Here is a 14376-nt window from a genome sequence, read left to right on the forward strand (position 1 = left end):
GGCCAAAGAGCAGTTACGCCCAGCGGCGCAGTATCAGAGAAGTGTTAATACCGCCAAAAGCAAAGTTGTTCGACTGAACAAACTCGGTATCAATATTACGATATTCGCCCATGATATAGTCCAGATCGCCACAGGCGCTGTCCGGTTGCGTCAGGTTGATGGTCGGCGCAAAACGCCCTTCTCGCATCATCTCAATCGCCAGCCAGGCTTCCAGCGCACCACAGGCGCCCAGGGTATGGCCAAAATAGCTTTTCATTGATGAAATCGCCGTACGATTGCCAAAGATCGCCGCCGTTGCCTGACTTTCAGCAATATCACCGCGATCGGTTGCCGTGCCGTGCGCGCTAATATAGCCAATGTCGGCGGCGCTCAGTCCAGAAGCGGCCAACGCCTGTTGCATACAGATTTGCATGGTTTCCTGCTGCGGCTGCGTAATGTGTGCCGCATCGCAGTTGGTGGCAAAACCGATAATTTCAGCGTAGATGGTCGCACCGCGCGCCTGCGCATGCTCCAGCGATTCCAGAATCAGGCTGCCGGCCCCTTCGCCGATCACCAAGCCATCGCGCTGGCTGTCGAACGGCCGCGGGGAGAACTCGGGCGTATCATTCTGCTGACTGGTGGCAAACAGCGTATCGAAGACCGCAGCCTCAGAAGGACACAGCTCTTCGGCACCGCCGGCTACCATCAGCGTCTGATAGCCGTGCCGAATACTTTCGTAGGCGTAACCGATCGCCTGACTCCCCGAGGTACAGGCGCTAGAGGTCGGGATCACCCGTCCGCGCAGGCCAAAAAACAGCCCGGCGTTCACCGCCGTGGTGTGCGGCATCATCTGCACATAGGTAGTGCCGGTGATGTTGTTGGTGTGCTTTTCGGTCAGCATGGTGGCAAATTCGCTCACCGGCTTGGTACTGCCGGTGGACGAGCCATAGGCAATGCCGGTCGCACCGTTGGTCAGTACCGCATCGTCCAGCAACCCGGCCTGCATCAGCGCCAGCTCGGTGGCACGCGTCGCCAGCAGCGATACCCGCCCCATGGAGCGAATGCGCTTGCGGGTGTAGTGTACCGGCAGCGCAAAATCATCCACCGGTGCGCCAAGGTGAGTATTAAGCCCTTGATACTGCTCCCAGTGCGTCATGTAACGCACCGCATTTTGACCCTGTTGCAGACGGTGTGAAACATCCGCCCAGTTGTCACCGAACGCCGTTACGCCCGCCATCCCGGTAATCACTACCCTGTGCGTCATACCATCCCTCCATTAATCGAAATTACCTGCCGCGTTACGTAACCGGCAATATCCGACATCAAATAGCTGGCAAGCCCCGCCACTTCGTCGGCCGAGCCCATGCGCTTGAGCGGAATAGCGCGCATCGCCTGATCCAGCGCCGCCGGCTCCATGTCAATCATGCCAGTATCGATCAGCCCCGGTGCGATGCAGTTTACGGTGATTTTCCGCTTCGCCAGTTCGATGGCCAGCGCCTTGCAGGCGCCGATGATGCCGGCCTTGGCGGCGCTGTAGTTCACCTGCCCGCGGTTGCCCATCACACCGGATACCGACGACAGCGCAACGATCCGCCCGCCGTTACGCAAACCGATCATCGGCATGACGCAGGGGTGCAATACGTTGTAAAAACTGTCGAGATTGGTGTGGATCACCCCGTCCCAATCGCTGTCGCTCAGCGCCGGAAATGCGCCATCGCGGGTGATACCGGCATTGTTCACTACGCCATAGTAAGCACCGTGCCGTTCGATATCTTGCTCGAGCCGTTCGCGGCATTGCGCCCGGTCGCTGATGTCAAACTGGATCAGGCGCCCTTGCCCACCGGCCGCGGCGATGTGCTGCAAGGTCTGCTCCGCCCCATGCCGATCGCGGTGGTAATGCACCGCGACTAAAAAGCCATCCGCCGCCAGACGGCAGGCAATGGCCTGTCCGATCCCTTTGCTGGCACCTGTCACTAAAACGGAACGCGTCATGCGTCTCTCTCCGGGCTGGTTAATTGAATTATTTCTTGTTGATCGGGTTGATAGGTATTGAGCCTGCCGTGCGCAACGCGCAGCGCATTAATCGTGATGTCACATTCAAAACTGGCCAGTTTTTCATCACACAGCAGTTGTCGTACGCTGACCACCAGCTCGCAACCGGCGGCAAACGCCGGCTGTGTACTGGTAATGCCACGCCCGCCCAACAACATGCCCAGGCGCGGTGCCTGCCCACCGACGCGGCCATGCCAACCGCTCCATACGCCAATCGTCTGCGCCATCAGTTCAATGCCGTACCAGGCCGGCAGCGCGCCTTGCGCATCAAGGAACGGCGCCAACACGCCATCCGCACTGACGCTGACCGCGCAGCAGGCGCCGTCCTCGGTCACCGCCAGCACCTGTTCCAACAGCACCATCGGCGCCGCATGTGGTAAATAATACTCGGCGGGCTGATAAGACTGATTCATGGCACGTCTCCCAGTAACAGACAGGCATTATTGCCACCAAAGGCAAAGGAATTTGACAGAATGGCGCGCTTGCCCAGCGGTTGCGGCGCAGCCAGCAGATTGATCTCGGCCAGCGTCTCGTCACGCGCGGCCAGGCTGAAATCCTGCGCCGGCAAGGCCAGCGGCGCGCTCAGCACTAACCAGCTCAATGCGGCTTCTATCGCGCCCGCTGCGCCCAACGTGTGGCCGGTCAAATGCTTGGTCGAACTGCACGGCGTGCCACCGCCGAACAGCCGGTTCACCACCTGCGCCTCCACCGAGTCATTCAGGCGCGTCGCGGTGCCGTGCAGATTGATATAACCAATATCCTGCGGTTGTAATCCTGCTTGCTGCAGCGCCATGGTGATGGCGCGTTCTGCGCCCAATCCTTGCGGATGCGGAGCCGACATATGCCAGGCATCGGAGGACTCCCCTATCCCCAGCAGCGCCACCGCTGCCGGCTGTTGCGTCAGTAACAGCAACGCCGCCCCTTCACCGATATTGATCCCGCTACGGCCAGCGGCAAACGGCGTACAGCGCGTGGCAGCAAGCGACTCCAGGCTGTCAAAGCCGTTGATCGGCATTTGGCACAGGCTGTCGGCGCCACCAACAATTGCCGCATCCACCAGACCTGCCTCAATCAGTCGTTTGCCGCTGATGATCGCACGCGCGCTGGAAGAACAGGCGGTAGACAGCGTATATGCCGGCCCTCGCGTGCCCAGCAGTGCGCTAAGAAACTGCCCTGGGTCACCCAATTCCTGTTGCTGGTAATGATAGCCGTCAGGCCATTTCCCATCCTGATAATGCTTGAGCGCCAGTTCTCCCTCGTGGATCCCCGAAGTGCTGGTGCCCATAATGACCGCCACACGTTCAGCGCCGTAACGGGCAATCGCCTCGTCGACCTGCGGGGCAATCTGCGCCAAAGCCGCCAACAGCAAACGATTGTTGCGGGAATTGTGACGGCTCAACGCCACCGGTATCGGCGGCAGCTCTCCGGTTACCGCCCCAAACCATGACGGCTTGTCGCCGATCAGCCAGTGCGTTTGCTGTTGCATCCCCGGCGCCTGTCCCGCCGCCAGATTTTGCGCAATCTGCGGCAGATTATTCCCCAACGCATTCACCATGCCGACGGCAGAGAAATAAATCATTGTCCACTCCCCAGATTCTGGATACTGATGTGGTAATGGAATGCCGTCTGACGCACGGAAATCGGCTGGCGTTGCCCCGCCTGTTGTTGATAGCGGATCTCGGCAATCAGCATGCCGCGATCGTCATACAGGCGGCGCGTTTCGGCGTCGTCCTGCAACCGCCAGCCGACCGGCAGTTGCGCCTGCCAATCGGTTATCGGCCAATAGCTCAACATGATATCGGCCAGTACCTGGCTGGCCGGCGGCAATTCGCCGACCTTGATCAACTGCTCGGTGTGAATGCCCTGACGATCGTAGCCAAGGGTGAACAAACGTATGCCTAACGGCGACATGCCCACCAGCGTCAAACGTTCGCCATCGGCGTTCAGCAATACCAGCATGGCATGCTGCTGGCCTTTGACCTCTGCGCTAAGCAACTGTTGCTGGCTGAACGACCGTGCCAGCGTCGGTGCCGGCAAGTTGACCCTAACGCCCGGTTTCAGCCAGGCCTGAGGCGCCGTAGGCGTTTGCCGCCCGACGCAACCGCCAAGCAGTACGCTGGCCAGTACCAACATCATCGATAAAGCGCGCATCAGGCTTTCCCTCGTTTTCTTTTTACAATCGTCAGCGGCGCCAGCAGGAATGCCAACGCAATGCCGCTGCTTAATACAATGCCAAAACTGCTGATAGCCTGGGTATGGCTGAACACCAACATGCCAAAGGTGAGCTGGGTGGTGAATACCGCCATAAAAATCGCAAACATCGAGGTAGTTGGCGTGCCGCGCGGGTTGGTAAAGAACAGCGTGTAATTAATCCCGATGCCCAGCACCAGCACCAACGCCAGCAGCGAAAACAGATTCAGCGAGTGCCCACTGAGCGCCAATACCGCAATGCCGCCGCCCAGCGACAGTATCGTCGGCACCATGCAACGCAGGCCGTGGCGCAGCCCGAACCGCCACAGGTAAATCAACGTGATAGCCGCAACCGACAGCAGCAATAAATACGATAGATACAGTCGATATTGTCCGAACAGCTGGCTGAATTCGGTTTTACGGTCAATCCAGCCGACGCCCGGCACCTGCTGCGCCAATGTTTGCATCGCTACGCTGTTGGTTACGCCGCTTACCGGCACCAATGCCGCGCTGCGCCCATCGGGCAACGTCAGCCACAGCAGACGCCAGCCTTCGCTGACGACGCTGTTCAACCATTGTTGCGGCGTTACCCACTCGGCATGCATATCCGCCGGCGCTACCGCCACGCCGGCCTGCCGTAATTGTGCGATTGCCTGTGGCGCGACACGCTTGAGCAGCGCGATATTCTGCGCCTGTCGCCGTTGTGAAGGCAGTGGCAGTAACCGGTAATCGCTCAAGATGCCCTGCTGTCGTGCCTGGGCCAGTCGAGGTTGCAACAGCTCCAGACGCTGCAAGGCCTGCTGCGCATCCTGACCGTACACTACCAGCCATTTTTGATCGTTATGCTGGCCGGTCAGCGTGGCAATCTGCTGTTCCTGCCGCTGGAACTCCGTCGGCAGCGCCTGTAGCTGGCCAATATCGTCATCCACCCGCAGTTGGCTGAAACCGATGACCAGCAGTAATGCGATGGCTAGCGGCAGGCCAATACGCAACGGCCGACGACTGCGCCAGGCGTGCAGCCAGCGCAGAATATAGGTCAGCCCCGGCGCTTGCCGCACCGGCAAGCGGCGCGATAAATGCGGATACCAGCAGATCACCGTGATGCAGGCGGCGCTCAGCCCGGCGGCGGCAAAAACCGCCAACTGCTGCAAACCGGGGAACGGCGCGATCAGCAATGCCAGATACGCCACCACCGTAGTCAGTAGCGCCATCGATAATGCCGGAAACAGTTTTTGCAAACTTTGCAACGGCGTGGATTCACCGCCATGCACCATGCGCTCAGTTAGAAAATACAGCGTGTAGTCCGCTGAAATACCCACGATGCTAACACTCAGCACCAATGTCATAACGTGAATTTCACCGAACGCCAGCAAGGTTGCGACGGTGCCCGCCAACGCGCCAACGCTCACCGACAGCGCGCATAGCAACAACGGCAGTGGCGAACGAAACATCAGTAATACCAGCAGGAACACGCCGGCTACCGACGCCAGCCCGATGGTGGAAATATCGCGCTCAGCCTGCTGGCTGGCATAATTGCTGTAATACAAGGTACCGCGGTTCAGCACTTCGCTGCCAGGCCAGCGCAGTTGCAGTTGACGCTGCAGATCGGCCAGTTTGTCCACCGTGCGCCGCGCACTGCCGATATCGTAGGATGATGCGCTCAGCTCCGCGTGCAGCAAATACCAGTCACGCCCCTGCCGATCGCGCGCCACCAGCCAGCCGTTGCGCAACCCCAACGTGCCGCCGTTTTGCTGTTGCGCCAGCTGCGCTCCTCGTACCAACAGCAAAGGATCGTTGGCCAGTTCCTTGCCGCTGACGCCGGCAAAGGCCGAATACAGCTGGCCAAGGATCCACTGGCTCTGGGCTTCTGCCCCTTGCAAAAGCCGCTGGCGCGTTGCGTTATCCAGCAAAACGTTGCGATGTTGATAAAAGAATTGCCCCCACTGCTGCTGACGCTGAGCATCCATCGGCCCACCAACCTGTTGCAGCTCAGGCAGGCGCTGTAATTGTTGCTGCCACCAGTTGACCGCCGTGGCGTCGCCGCCCGGCGGCGGGCTGACCAGCCACATCAGTTGGCGATCCAGCCGCTGGCTAAAGCCCTCTGCCAGAGCATCCGGTACGTTAGCCAGTTGCTGCTTCGGTAGCAGCGCCAACACGCTGCTGTTGATCTGGCTGCGCGGCAACAGCCAGCACAGCGCGGCAATCAACAGCAGACAAACGGCCAGCCAGCCGAACGCCGCACGACGATGCAGTTCAGGAGGCAAAGCGCTGTTGCTCCTCAGCGGTCAGGGTTGTCGGCGTGGTTCGCTGATTGAAGAAACGGATATGAGTGGCATCGTTTTGCATGTCATCGATATCAATGGTTTCCAGGAACTGTTCGCCATTGAGCGTAATGCGCTTAAACAGTTTATCCAGCGGCGACGTTTTCGGCGTCAGCACCACACGCCAGCGGTGGTTGCCAACATCGCTGAATTGCAGCGCAAAGTTTTGTTCCAGCGCCTGGCTGTCAGCATGGAACAATGCGGTCAACAAACGATTAAACTGGAACATTTGCGGATTGTTTTCTGCCGTCACCACCTGTGGGGGCTGGCCGGCCATGGTTTGCACCATACGGCGGTCGTCCAGCAGCAACGTCAGCGGGAACGGTTTCTGTTGCGCCCACCACAATCCCTTCTGCTGTGAGATCACCAGCTCACCGCTGGAGTTGAGCGGCTTCGTCATACCGCTGATGCTGCGCTGCTGTTCGAATTCGGCACGCAATACCGGCTGTTGACTGAAACGCTGCTGCAATTCTTGCAGCGTGACCGCCTGCGCGCTCAGGCTGAAGCAGGCCAGGGCCAGCGCTATCCAACGTTTCATGATGACACTCCCAATTTGTCCAGCAATACCTGCGGCGCACTAAAGCACATCTCTTTGCTCTGCTCCTCCACCGCCACCTGAATGGTGTAACCGGTGGTGGTACGCTTGCCGCTTTCCACATCAAAAATCTGGTAACCGATACGCAGCCGGTTTTCATATTCTTCAAGCGTTGCGCACACCGTTATGCGCTGTTCAAACAGCAATGGCGCAATGTACTTGACCCGGGTGTCGACAATCGGCCAGACGTAACCCGAAGCTTTCATCTGGCGGTAGCCGTAGTCAAATTGCTTTAGCAACGCTTCTCGTGCGATCTCGAAATAGCGGAAATAGTTGCCGTGCCACACTACGCCCATGGCATCGGCGTCATGGAAAGGTACGGTGATATCAACCCGAGCGGAACAGCGCGGATCGTCGATGATAGTCATTGTTCAGGCCCTTGCGATGGTGACGGCCCAGCCGCCAACTGCCAGAAATTGAAAAAGTTGAACCAGTCGAGCGGCGCCAGCAGACAATAATGTTCCAGTCGGGCGGCATAGCGATCCACCGCCTGCTGTAACGCCTGCTGACGTTCGGCACGCGGCAGCGCCAGCGGGTCGGCGAACGGTTCAAAATACACTCGCAGCTGCCCCTGCTGCTTGAGGCCGAACATCAGAAATACCGGGCAGCGCAGCGCGGATGCCAGTACGAACGGCCCTTGAGGGAAAGGCGCAGGCTGTCCAAGGAAGCTGCTCCACACCACGCGCGGCTGTTCACCGCGCTGGTACTGTCCGGCGGAAGTCCGATCGCCGACGATCGCTACCCACTCACCGGCGTCGAGCTTATCCATCAGCCGCATGGCGGTATCCGGGCCCAGTGACGAAACCTGAATCAAATTCAGATTGGCGCGCGGATTGACCTCTTTCATCACCTGATTAAATCTTTCGGCATGTTCGGTAAACACCAGCGCATTGATTTTCACACCGGCGCCCAGTTCCCCTAGCGCACGACAGGATTCAATATCGCCAAGGTGAGAAGCCAGAATCAGCGTACCCTTGCCAGACGCAATCTGCTGCTGACAGCATTGGCGATCCACCAGCGTAATGTCATGCAGCTCGCCCTGCCAGCTGGCCAGCTTATCCAGCATGGCATCGCCAAAACGCATAAAGTGTCGGAAACTGTTAAGCGGCAGTGGCACCGTTTGCCGCCGCTGCCGGGCGACGTGCTGCAGACGTTGCAGATACTCGCGCGAAGCCGTGCGCTGGTCTCGTCCGGTTAACCAAAAATAGCCGATAACCGGGTACAGCAATAGCTGGAACGCACGACGGCCAAAGAGTCGATACACCTTCAGCATCAGACGTATGCCCCACAGCCCTCGTCGTTCGCGCGTGGTGGCCCAATGCCGTGGCTGCGCCAACTGGCGGCGCAGTCGCAATAAACGCGGAATACGTGGCAACATGCCGAAAAACAGTCGGGTATGCATCCAGGAAATGCGCAGGTTATCGCGCAGCGCGTCAAAGTGGGAAACACCATCCGCCGGATAGGTGACGCGGGTCGGTAAAAAGTAACTCGGCACGCCCTGCCAGTACAAACGCACCATCACTTCGGTGTCAAAATCCATTCGCTTGCCGAGCGGATAATCGGCCGCCAGCGCCAGCGTTGGTGCAACCGGATAGACTCTAAAACCGCACATGCTGTCTTTTATCGACAATGACAGCGTTTCGATCCACACCCAGACATGGGTGACGTAACGGCCATACAGCCGTGCTTTGGGCACCGAGTCATCGTATAGCGGGCGACCGGAAATCAGCGCCTGCGGGCGCCTTTGCGCTTCAGCCAGCATTGCCGGGATATCGCTCAGTTGATGCTGTCCATCGGCATCGACCTGCAAGGCGTGACTGAAGCCTTGCCGCTGTGCCTGTTGTAGCCCGGCAATCACCGCCGCGCCCTTGCCCTGATTCTGTGACAATCGCCGTAGCGTTACCCACGGCAATTGCGCCGCCAGGCGCTGCAGTTCAGCGCAGGTTGCGTCATCGCTACCGTCATCAATTACCAGGCAGGGCAATTGATAAACCGCCAGCGCCTCAAGCACGCCGGCCATCATCCTGCCATGATTGAAGCAGGGAATAAGGAAACAGGGTGAAAACTCGACGTTCAGCGGCATAGCGCGATCTTCCCGCTACTGGCGCTGGCCGCCGCGACGCGATAGCTGAACAGCAACTTATTCCGCTCCGGCTGCCATGCCAACGCCAGCGTCACCGTTTCCTGCGGCAGCAGCGGGCGCTGAAACTTAAGCACCTCGATTCCGCCAAAGTCGGCTTCGGGCAGCAACAGCTCTCGGGCAAATTGCATCGCCCAATTGACCTGGGCAACGCCGGGCAGAATCGGATGCTGCGGGAAGTGGCCGCGAAACCATAATAAATCAGCGGGCAAAAACAGCTGCACACAGGCGTGAGTAGCATCAATCATCTGCCGCTGCAGCACCTCGGGTTGCATCATAAAAACAGTTCCTGTAGTTCAGCATAGGCCCGCTTACCCTGAGCGTTCAACGGGATGGCGCGAATAATACGCCAGCTGCGCGGCAACGCCGCCGGCTCCAGCCACGGGCGTAGTGCCTGACGCAGACCGCGGGTAAAGCGGCCGTCTCCCAGCGTTTGGCGCTGAGTCATTCCCAGCGCAGAAAGTACGATCGCTACGCCCAGAACGGTACGTCCGCCTTGTTGCAACGGCAGTATCGCGGCATCGGCGATCTCCGGCAATGCCAGTAAACGCTTTTCAATCTCCGCGAGTGACAGACGTTTTTCTTCAATTTTAATAATGCGGTCGCGGCGGCCAAGCAGTTCAAAATGGCGGCCGTCGGCGGCCAGATTAAGGATATCGCTCAACGCCACCGGCGCCGGCACCAGCGGCGAGTCGGCTTCGATGGCATGCGCTTTGCGCGCTAGCGTGACCCCGGCAAAAAGTTGCCATCGGGTGGATGGTGCCGTCTGCTGACGCCAGGCTAGCGCCCCCGTTTCCGTCGTACCATAAATCTCCAGCGGCAGTACGCCAAGCGCCCGCTGTGTCAGTTGAGCCTCCGCCAATGCCAATGGCCCACCGGCAGAAAATACCTGTACGCATTCAGACACGGCAAGCGCCGGATCCAGACGCTTTAGCCACGCTGGGCTGCTGATGAAAACCAGCGGGTACCGGGTATTTTTGGCGATCAACTGTTCGTGATACTCCGTCAGCCGGGCATCAAACGGCAGGCCAAAGGCCATCGGCATAAACAGCCGAAAACTGAGGCCATACATATGCTGATGCGAAACCGAAGCGGCGATCCGGCAATGCCGTAACGCCGGTAACCACTGTGGCGCCAGCAGCTCGCTCTCACTGTCCATCGCGGCAACGGACTTCACCACCGCTTGCGGGGCGCCGGTCGAACCTGAAGTATAAAGGATGAATTGGGGATCGCTCGGCCAGGCCGGCAGCGGCGGCAACACGCCATGCCCTTCTTCAACCGCCAGCACCGCCGTGCCGGGCGACAGCGGCAGATCGGTCAGCAAGGCGTCAAAGTCCGCCCGCTGTTCTTTGAGAATGGCTTCGCGCTGGTGACCGAAAATCACCGGCAATTTACCGCCGTACAGCGCTGCCAGCAGTGCCACGGCAAAACGATAGCTATCATCAAAACACAGCGCCCAACGTTTTTCACTGCGTTCGACCAGGCGAGCGCTCAGGAGCGCCACGTCAGCGCGAAGCTGTGCCAGACTCAGCGTTTGCTCGCCACGCCAGGCTATTGGCGTATCTGCAGCGCGCGCTGCATCGAGCCATTGATGCATCGGCAAACTCAGGCGCGGCGCACTCTTCTTCTCACTAACCATTCACCCCCCATCAGCCCTGCCATCAGCAAATAGCTGATGCCGCCGTTATACAGCGTCCAGAGCGTGATATCGCCTATCAGACAGGTCGCCAGCGCAATCGCGCCATTAATCACAAAGAATCCACACCAGACCTGCGTTACCCGCCGGGTATACACTATGCCGGTTGCGGGCAGTTCGGGATCACTGATGCGCGCCAGACGCTCTATCACCGTTGGCGGAAAACGCAGTGAGTATACAAACAGCAGCAACAACAACGCGTTAACCAATACCGGGTAATACAATAGCCAATGGGTTTGTCTTAACCCCCAACTGGCCAATGCCAGCAGAATACCTAACGCTGCCAACGCCTTTCCCAGCCACAGTTGCTGACGTAAACCACCGCGCAGCAACAGCAGCCGCAGCGTAAATACCGCAGCCAGCAACGGCGCCAGTACCGAACTCCCCCAGCGTTGAAGACCAAACCATACCGCCAGCGGATAGGCCATCAGCACCAGCCAGGTCAGTAGCTGCAACATGCGCAGCACCTTCGGCAGGCTGTCGTTCAGTTTCACGCAGCTAACGCCGTATCAGCCAGCAGACTTCTGTAATTCGTCAATCGCATCAACCACGTCTTGTACCGTGCGCACCGATTTGAACATCTCGGGCTTGATTTTCTTGCCGGTGATTTTTTGCAGGTGAACCACCAGATCGACGGCGTCGATGCTGTCCAGTTCCAGTTCTTCATACAGGCGGGATTCGAGCGTGATATCCTCGGCATCAAGCTCGAACAGCTTGACCAGCAGCGTTTGAATCTGTTCGAAAATCTGTTGCTTATCCATGAAAACCCCTTATTTGCTACGCTGTGCAGAAACAAACTTTGCCAGCGTTTCCACGGAATAAAAATGTTGGCGCATATCTTCGCTTTCGGCCGACAGTACCACACCGTAACGATTTTTGAGGGCCAGTCCCAATTCGAGCGCATCAATCGAATCCAGACCCAACCCTTCGCCAAATAATGGCGCCTGTGTTTCAATCTCATCCGGTGTCATACCTTCAAGATTGAGCGTGTCTATAATCAATTGCTTGATTTCGTTGCTCAATACATTCATTCGCTATTTCTCATTATTTATAGAATCTGACTGTAAGGCGTCAGTTAAATGCTGGGTCAAACGTCTTGCTGCGAGGGCAGGGGAAACATCGTCCGCATGAATAAAATGGCGCGAATCGATCTTATCCTGAACAGTTATATGAAACTGCGGTTTTATCGCCGGGATATTATACCATTTCCCCTGTTTCGTCAGCATTGGCGGCGTGCAGTGGATATGTACGATGCGGATATCACACTGGCTACGAACCGCAATATTTGCCGCCCCTCGTTGTAAGGCCAGCGCTTGACCCGGCGTGCTGCGCGTGCCCTCAGGGAAGATAAGCAGAGTGCCGCCGTTCGCCAGCCGCTGCTGGCATAATGCCAGCAAACGCTCAGACTCGGCATTGGCGAGATAGCCGGCCGCTTTGATCACACCACTGACAAACAGGTTATTGAGCAGCGCTTCTTTGACTATGCAATCGCAACGCGGCATGCGTGAGGCCAAGAGTACATAATCGAGCAGGCTGGGGTGATTGGCGACCACCAGACAGCCGGCATCGTCGTGCAAACGTTCGCTATTGGCAAAATGATAGTCCAGAACGCCAAGAAAACGCGTGGTGGCCAAAAAGAAGCGAAAGCAATGACGAATGGCGTTTTGCGTCAGTTGGTTGCGTCGCGCACGATTGCGGATCGCCAATCGCAATAGATTGAACCAGATGCAGGAAAGCAGCAGACCGCCCAAGCCGAACAGCGAAAAGCAAAAGCCGGTTGCAACGACGCGCCAGCAGCGGTTAAACAACGAGGAACGAGTCGTATCGGTGACTGCCGAGGATGACGAGGACATTATTGCGTCCAACGCCAATCGTGGCACGGACCAGGTACGACAAAACCTGATTGCCCGTTCAACCAGCCGTGCAAAAAGGTCAAACTTTGCGGCCTTTCGCCAGGAGAGGCTTGGTCGGCAACCGGTGCACATTGCCACTCATCGCCTTGCTCCAATAACAACGCAACCGCATACGGCGGCGGCGCGGAAACAAAGCTGTGGTAGACGTCGGGCAACACGCCGTCAAAATCAACCAGCAATACCCGTTCTGCGCTGCCACTGGCCAATATTGCCTGCGCTTCGATCATCCCCTGTTGGAAACTGTCTTCTCCGGCGGCCAGCGAGGTGGTGACCAAATGATTTTTTGCGATGATCGTCAACCAGCCCGCCGCCGTATTATGTACCGACATGGCGAAATCGGTTGGCGACAATGGCTGCTCTTGTTCAAGATGCTGCAAGATTTTATAGGTGCGTTCCAGCTCGCCATGCCGGCTGGTGAAGATTGCCATATCCGCCGAATGTTGCTGCAGTAATGTCAGCCCGCACTCAACGGCCAAACGTGTGCCAACGCTCATACGCCGTAATGACATCATCGGAATATGCGCGCAAGGAGGGGGAAGATCCTGGGACAGCTCGCTAATCGGTTGTTGCGCCCATTGCAACCACGCTTCACGCGTTTCAAGCTTGGCGGCCAACGCCCACCAATTGAGTATCTTCATGCGGCCCGCCATCAAAGCTTCTCACCAATCTGTAATTTTAATCCGTGACGTTATTATATTTAACCGCATCGCGCATGTCTAAAATTCTGATTTATGTGCACAATATCCGTTTAGTCTATATTAAAGTTTATTCTCTCTTTCTCATTTATTCTCACGTTAATGAAAATTATATCAATGTTGCACATCAAAAATTGTTCTCATTGACCAGTAGCGTTATCTTAATAGGGAAACAAATACGCATAACTTTTATGCACTTCCCATTCGTAATTTCTCATGGAAAAGAGTATGAAACTTTTAAAACCCATCTTGGCAGCCGCATTTTCAGTCATGTTACTGAATGCTTGTTCCAGTACCGCTCCCGTACAGAACATAAACCAAAGCGTCATTGGCAGCCACAGCACAGCGCAAATTCACCAGGCAATACTCTATGCTGGTCTGAACCGTGGCTGGATCATGAATCCGATCGGCGAAGGCGTGATCGATGGCAAGATTATGTTAAGGGGCCATACGGCCAATATTCGCGTTACTTATACTGCCAATAGTTATCAGATCAACTATGTAAGCAGCAGTAATATGGATGCTGAGAAAGGAAAGATTCATTCCAACTATAACCGTTGGGTAGCGAATTTGAACAAAGATATCCAGCTAGAACTGGCTCGACAAAATATTCGATAACTGCCGCTGGTGAGAGCCCGGCATACGTGCCGGGTTTATTGCTCAGCGCTGATTTTTAGACATGAAAAAGCCCTGAGTCATCGACTCAGGGCTTATCAATTAAGTGGCGGAACGGACGGGGCTCGAACCCGCGACCCCCTGCGTGACAGGCAGGTATTCTAACCAACTGAACTACCG

General features: G+C 57.1%; 17 protein-coding genes. 1 reads left to right on the forward strand and 16 read right to left on the reverse strand.

The window, feature by feature from the left end; all coding sequences use genetic code 11:
• Positions 1 to 13: 13 nt before the first annotated feature.
• The 16 genes from ACCC84_RS20810 to ACCC84_RS20885 are packed head-to-tail and all read right to left on the reverse strand — an operon-like array spanning position 14 to position 13536.
• Positions 14 to 1243, reverse strand: a complete 1230-nt coding sequence (locus ACCC84_RS20810; RefSeq protein ID WP_004955071.1) for a beta-ketoacyl-ACP synthase — start codon at positions 1241 to 1243, stop codon at positions 14 to 16.
• Positions 1240 to 1971, reverse strand: a complete 732-nt coding sequence (locus tag ACCC84_RS20815; protein WP_004955073.1) for a 3-ketoacyl-ACP reductase FabG2 — start codon at positions 1969 to 1971, stop codon at positions 1240 to 1242. Before ACCC84_RS20815 ends, ACCC84_RS20810 begins: the two co-directional genes overlap by 4 nt.
• Positions 1968 to 2444: a hotdog family protein gene (locus ACCC84_RS20820; RefSeq protein ID WP_004955075.1), complete on the reverse strand. Its 477-nt coding sequence runs from the start codon at positions 2442 to 2444 to the stop codon at positions 1968 to 1970. Before ACCC84_RS20820 ends, ACCC84_RS20815 begins: the two co-directional genes overlap by 4 nt.
• Positions 2441 to 3610 (reverse strand): beta-ketoacyl-[acyl-carrier-protein] synthase family protein, encoded by a 1170-nt coding sequence (locus tag ACCC84_RS20825; protein ID WP_004955077.1) that lies wholly within the window; start codon positions 3608 to 3610, stop codon positions 2441 to 2443. The genes ACCC84_RS20820 and ACCC84_RS20825 overlap by 4 nt, the downstream gene beginning before the upstream one ends.
• On the reverse strand, positions 3607 to 4182 hold the full coding sequence (locus ACCC84_RS20830) for a DUF3261 domain-containing protein (RefSeq protein WP_371902226.1): 576 nt from the start codon (positions 4180 to 4182) through the stop codon (positions 3607 to 3609). Before ACCC84_RS20830 ends, ACCC84_RS20825 begins: the two co-directional genes overlap by 4 nt.
• Positions 4182 to 6485, reverse strand: coding sequence for an MMPL family transporter (locus ACCC84_RS20835; protein WP_371902227.1), 2304 nt, complete (start codon positions 6483 to 6485; stop codon positions 4182 to 4184). Before ACCC84_RS20835 ends, ACCC84_RS20830 begins: the two co-directional genes overlap by 1 nt.
• Entirely contained in the window at positions 6475 to 7080 is a 606-nt protein-coding gene (locus ACCC84_RS20840) for a LolA family protein (protein WP_004955082.1), read from the reverse strand. Before ACCC84_RS20840 ends, ACCC84_RS20835 begins: the two co-directional genes overlap by 11 nt.
• Positions 7077 to 7505 carry an acyl-CoA thioesterase gene (locus ACCC84_RS20845; RefSeq protein WP_004955085.1) on the reverse strand — a complete coding sequence of 143 codons (429 nt, stop codon included), beginning with the start codon at positions 7503 to 7505 and terminating at the stop codon, positions 7077 to 7079. The genes ACCC84_RS20840 and ACCC84_RS20845 overlap by 4 nt, the downstream gene beginning before the upstream one ends.
• Positions 7502 to 9220 (reverse strand): glycosyltransferase family 2 protein, encoded by a 1719-nt coding sequence (locus ACCC84_RS20850; protein WP_004955088.1) that lies wholly within the window; start codon positions 9218 to 9220, stop codon positions 7502 to 7504. The genes ACCC84_RS20845 and ACCC84_RS20850 overlap by 4 nt, the downstream gene beginning before the upstream one ends.
• Complete coding sequence (locus ACCC84_RS20855; RefSeq protein ID WP_004955091.1) at positions 9211 to 9555, reverse strand: ApeI family dehydratase; 345 nt, start codon at positions 9553 to 9555, stop codon at positions 9211 to 9213. The genes ACCC84_RS20850 and ACCC84_RS20855 overlap by 10 nt, the downstream gene beginning before the upstream one ends.
• Entirely contained in the window at positions 9552 to 10916 is a 1365-nt protein-coding gene (locus ACCC84_RS20860) for an AMP-binding protein (protein ID WP_273872231.1), read from the reverse strand. The genes ACCC84_RS20855 and ACCC84_RS20860 overlap by 4 nt, the downstream gene beginning before the upstream one ends.
• A complete protein-coding gene (locus tag ACCC84_RS20865; RefSeq protein ID WP_050763139.1) occupies positions 10883 to 11431 on the reverse strand; it encodes a COG4648 family protein in 549 nt (182 codons plus the stop codon). The genes ACCC84_RS20860 and ACCC84_RS20865 overlap by 34 nt, the downstream gene beginning before the upstream one ends.
• A gap of 51 nt (positions 11432 to 11482) precedes the next feature.
• A complete protein-coding gene (locus ACCC84_RS20870; RefSeq protein ID WP_004955101.1) occupies positions 11483 to 11734 on the reverse strand; it encodes an acyl carrier protein in 252 nt (83 codons plus the stop codon).
• A gap of 9 nt (positions 11735 to 11743) precedes the next feature.
• Entirely contained in the window at positions 11744 to 12004 is a 261-nt protein-coding gene (locus tag ACCC84_RS20875) for a phosphopantetheine-binding protein (protein ID WP_004955103.1), read from the reverse strand.
• Positions 12005 to 12007: 3 nt separating this feature from the next.
• Positions 12008 to 12826: a lysophospholipid acyltransferase family protein gene (locus ACCC84_RS20880; protein WP_039991102.1), complete on the reverse strand. Its 819-nt coding sequence runs from the start codon at positions 12824 to 12826 to the stop codon at positions 12008 to 12010.
• Positions 12826 to 13536: a beta-ketoacyl synthase chain length factor gene (locus ACCC84_RS20885; protein ID WP_004955110.1), complete on the reverse strand. Its 711-nt coding sequence runs from the start codon at positions 13534 to 13536 to the stop codon at positions 12826 to 12828. Before ACCC84_RS20885 ends, ACCC84_RS20880 begins: the two co-directional genes overlap by 1 nt.
• A 273-nt stretch (positions 13537 to 13809) precedes the next feature.
• Here ACCC84_RS20885 and ACCC84_RS20890 point away from each other — a divergent pair, with 273 nt between their 5' ends.
• A complete protein-coding gene (locus tag ACCC84_RS20890; protein ID WP_371902228.1) occupies positions 13810 to 14199 on the forward strand; it encodes a hypothetical protein in 390 nt (129 codons plus the stop codon).
• The last annotated feature ends 177 nt before the right edge of the window (positions 14200 to 14376 follow it).

Origin of the sequence: Serratia odorifera, assembly GCF_041448735.1 — a bacterium.
Taxonomy (GTDB): Bacteria; Pseudomonadota; Gammaproteobacteria; order Enterobacterales; family Enterobacteriaceae; genus Serratia_F; species Serratia_F odorifera.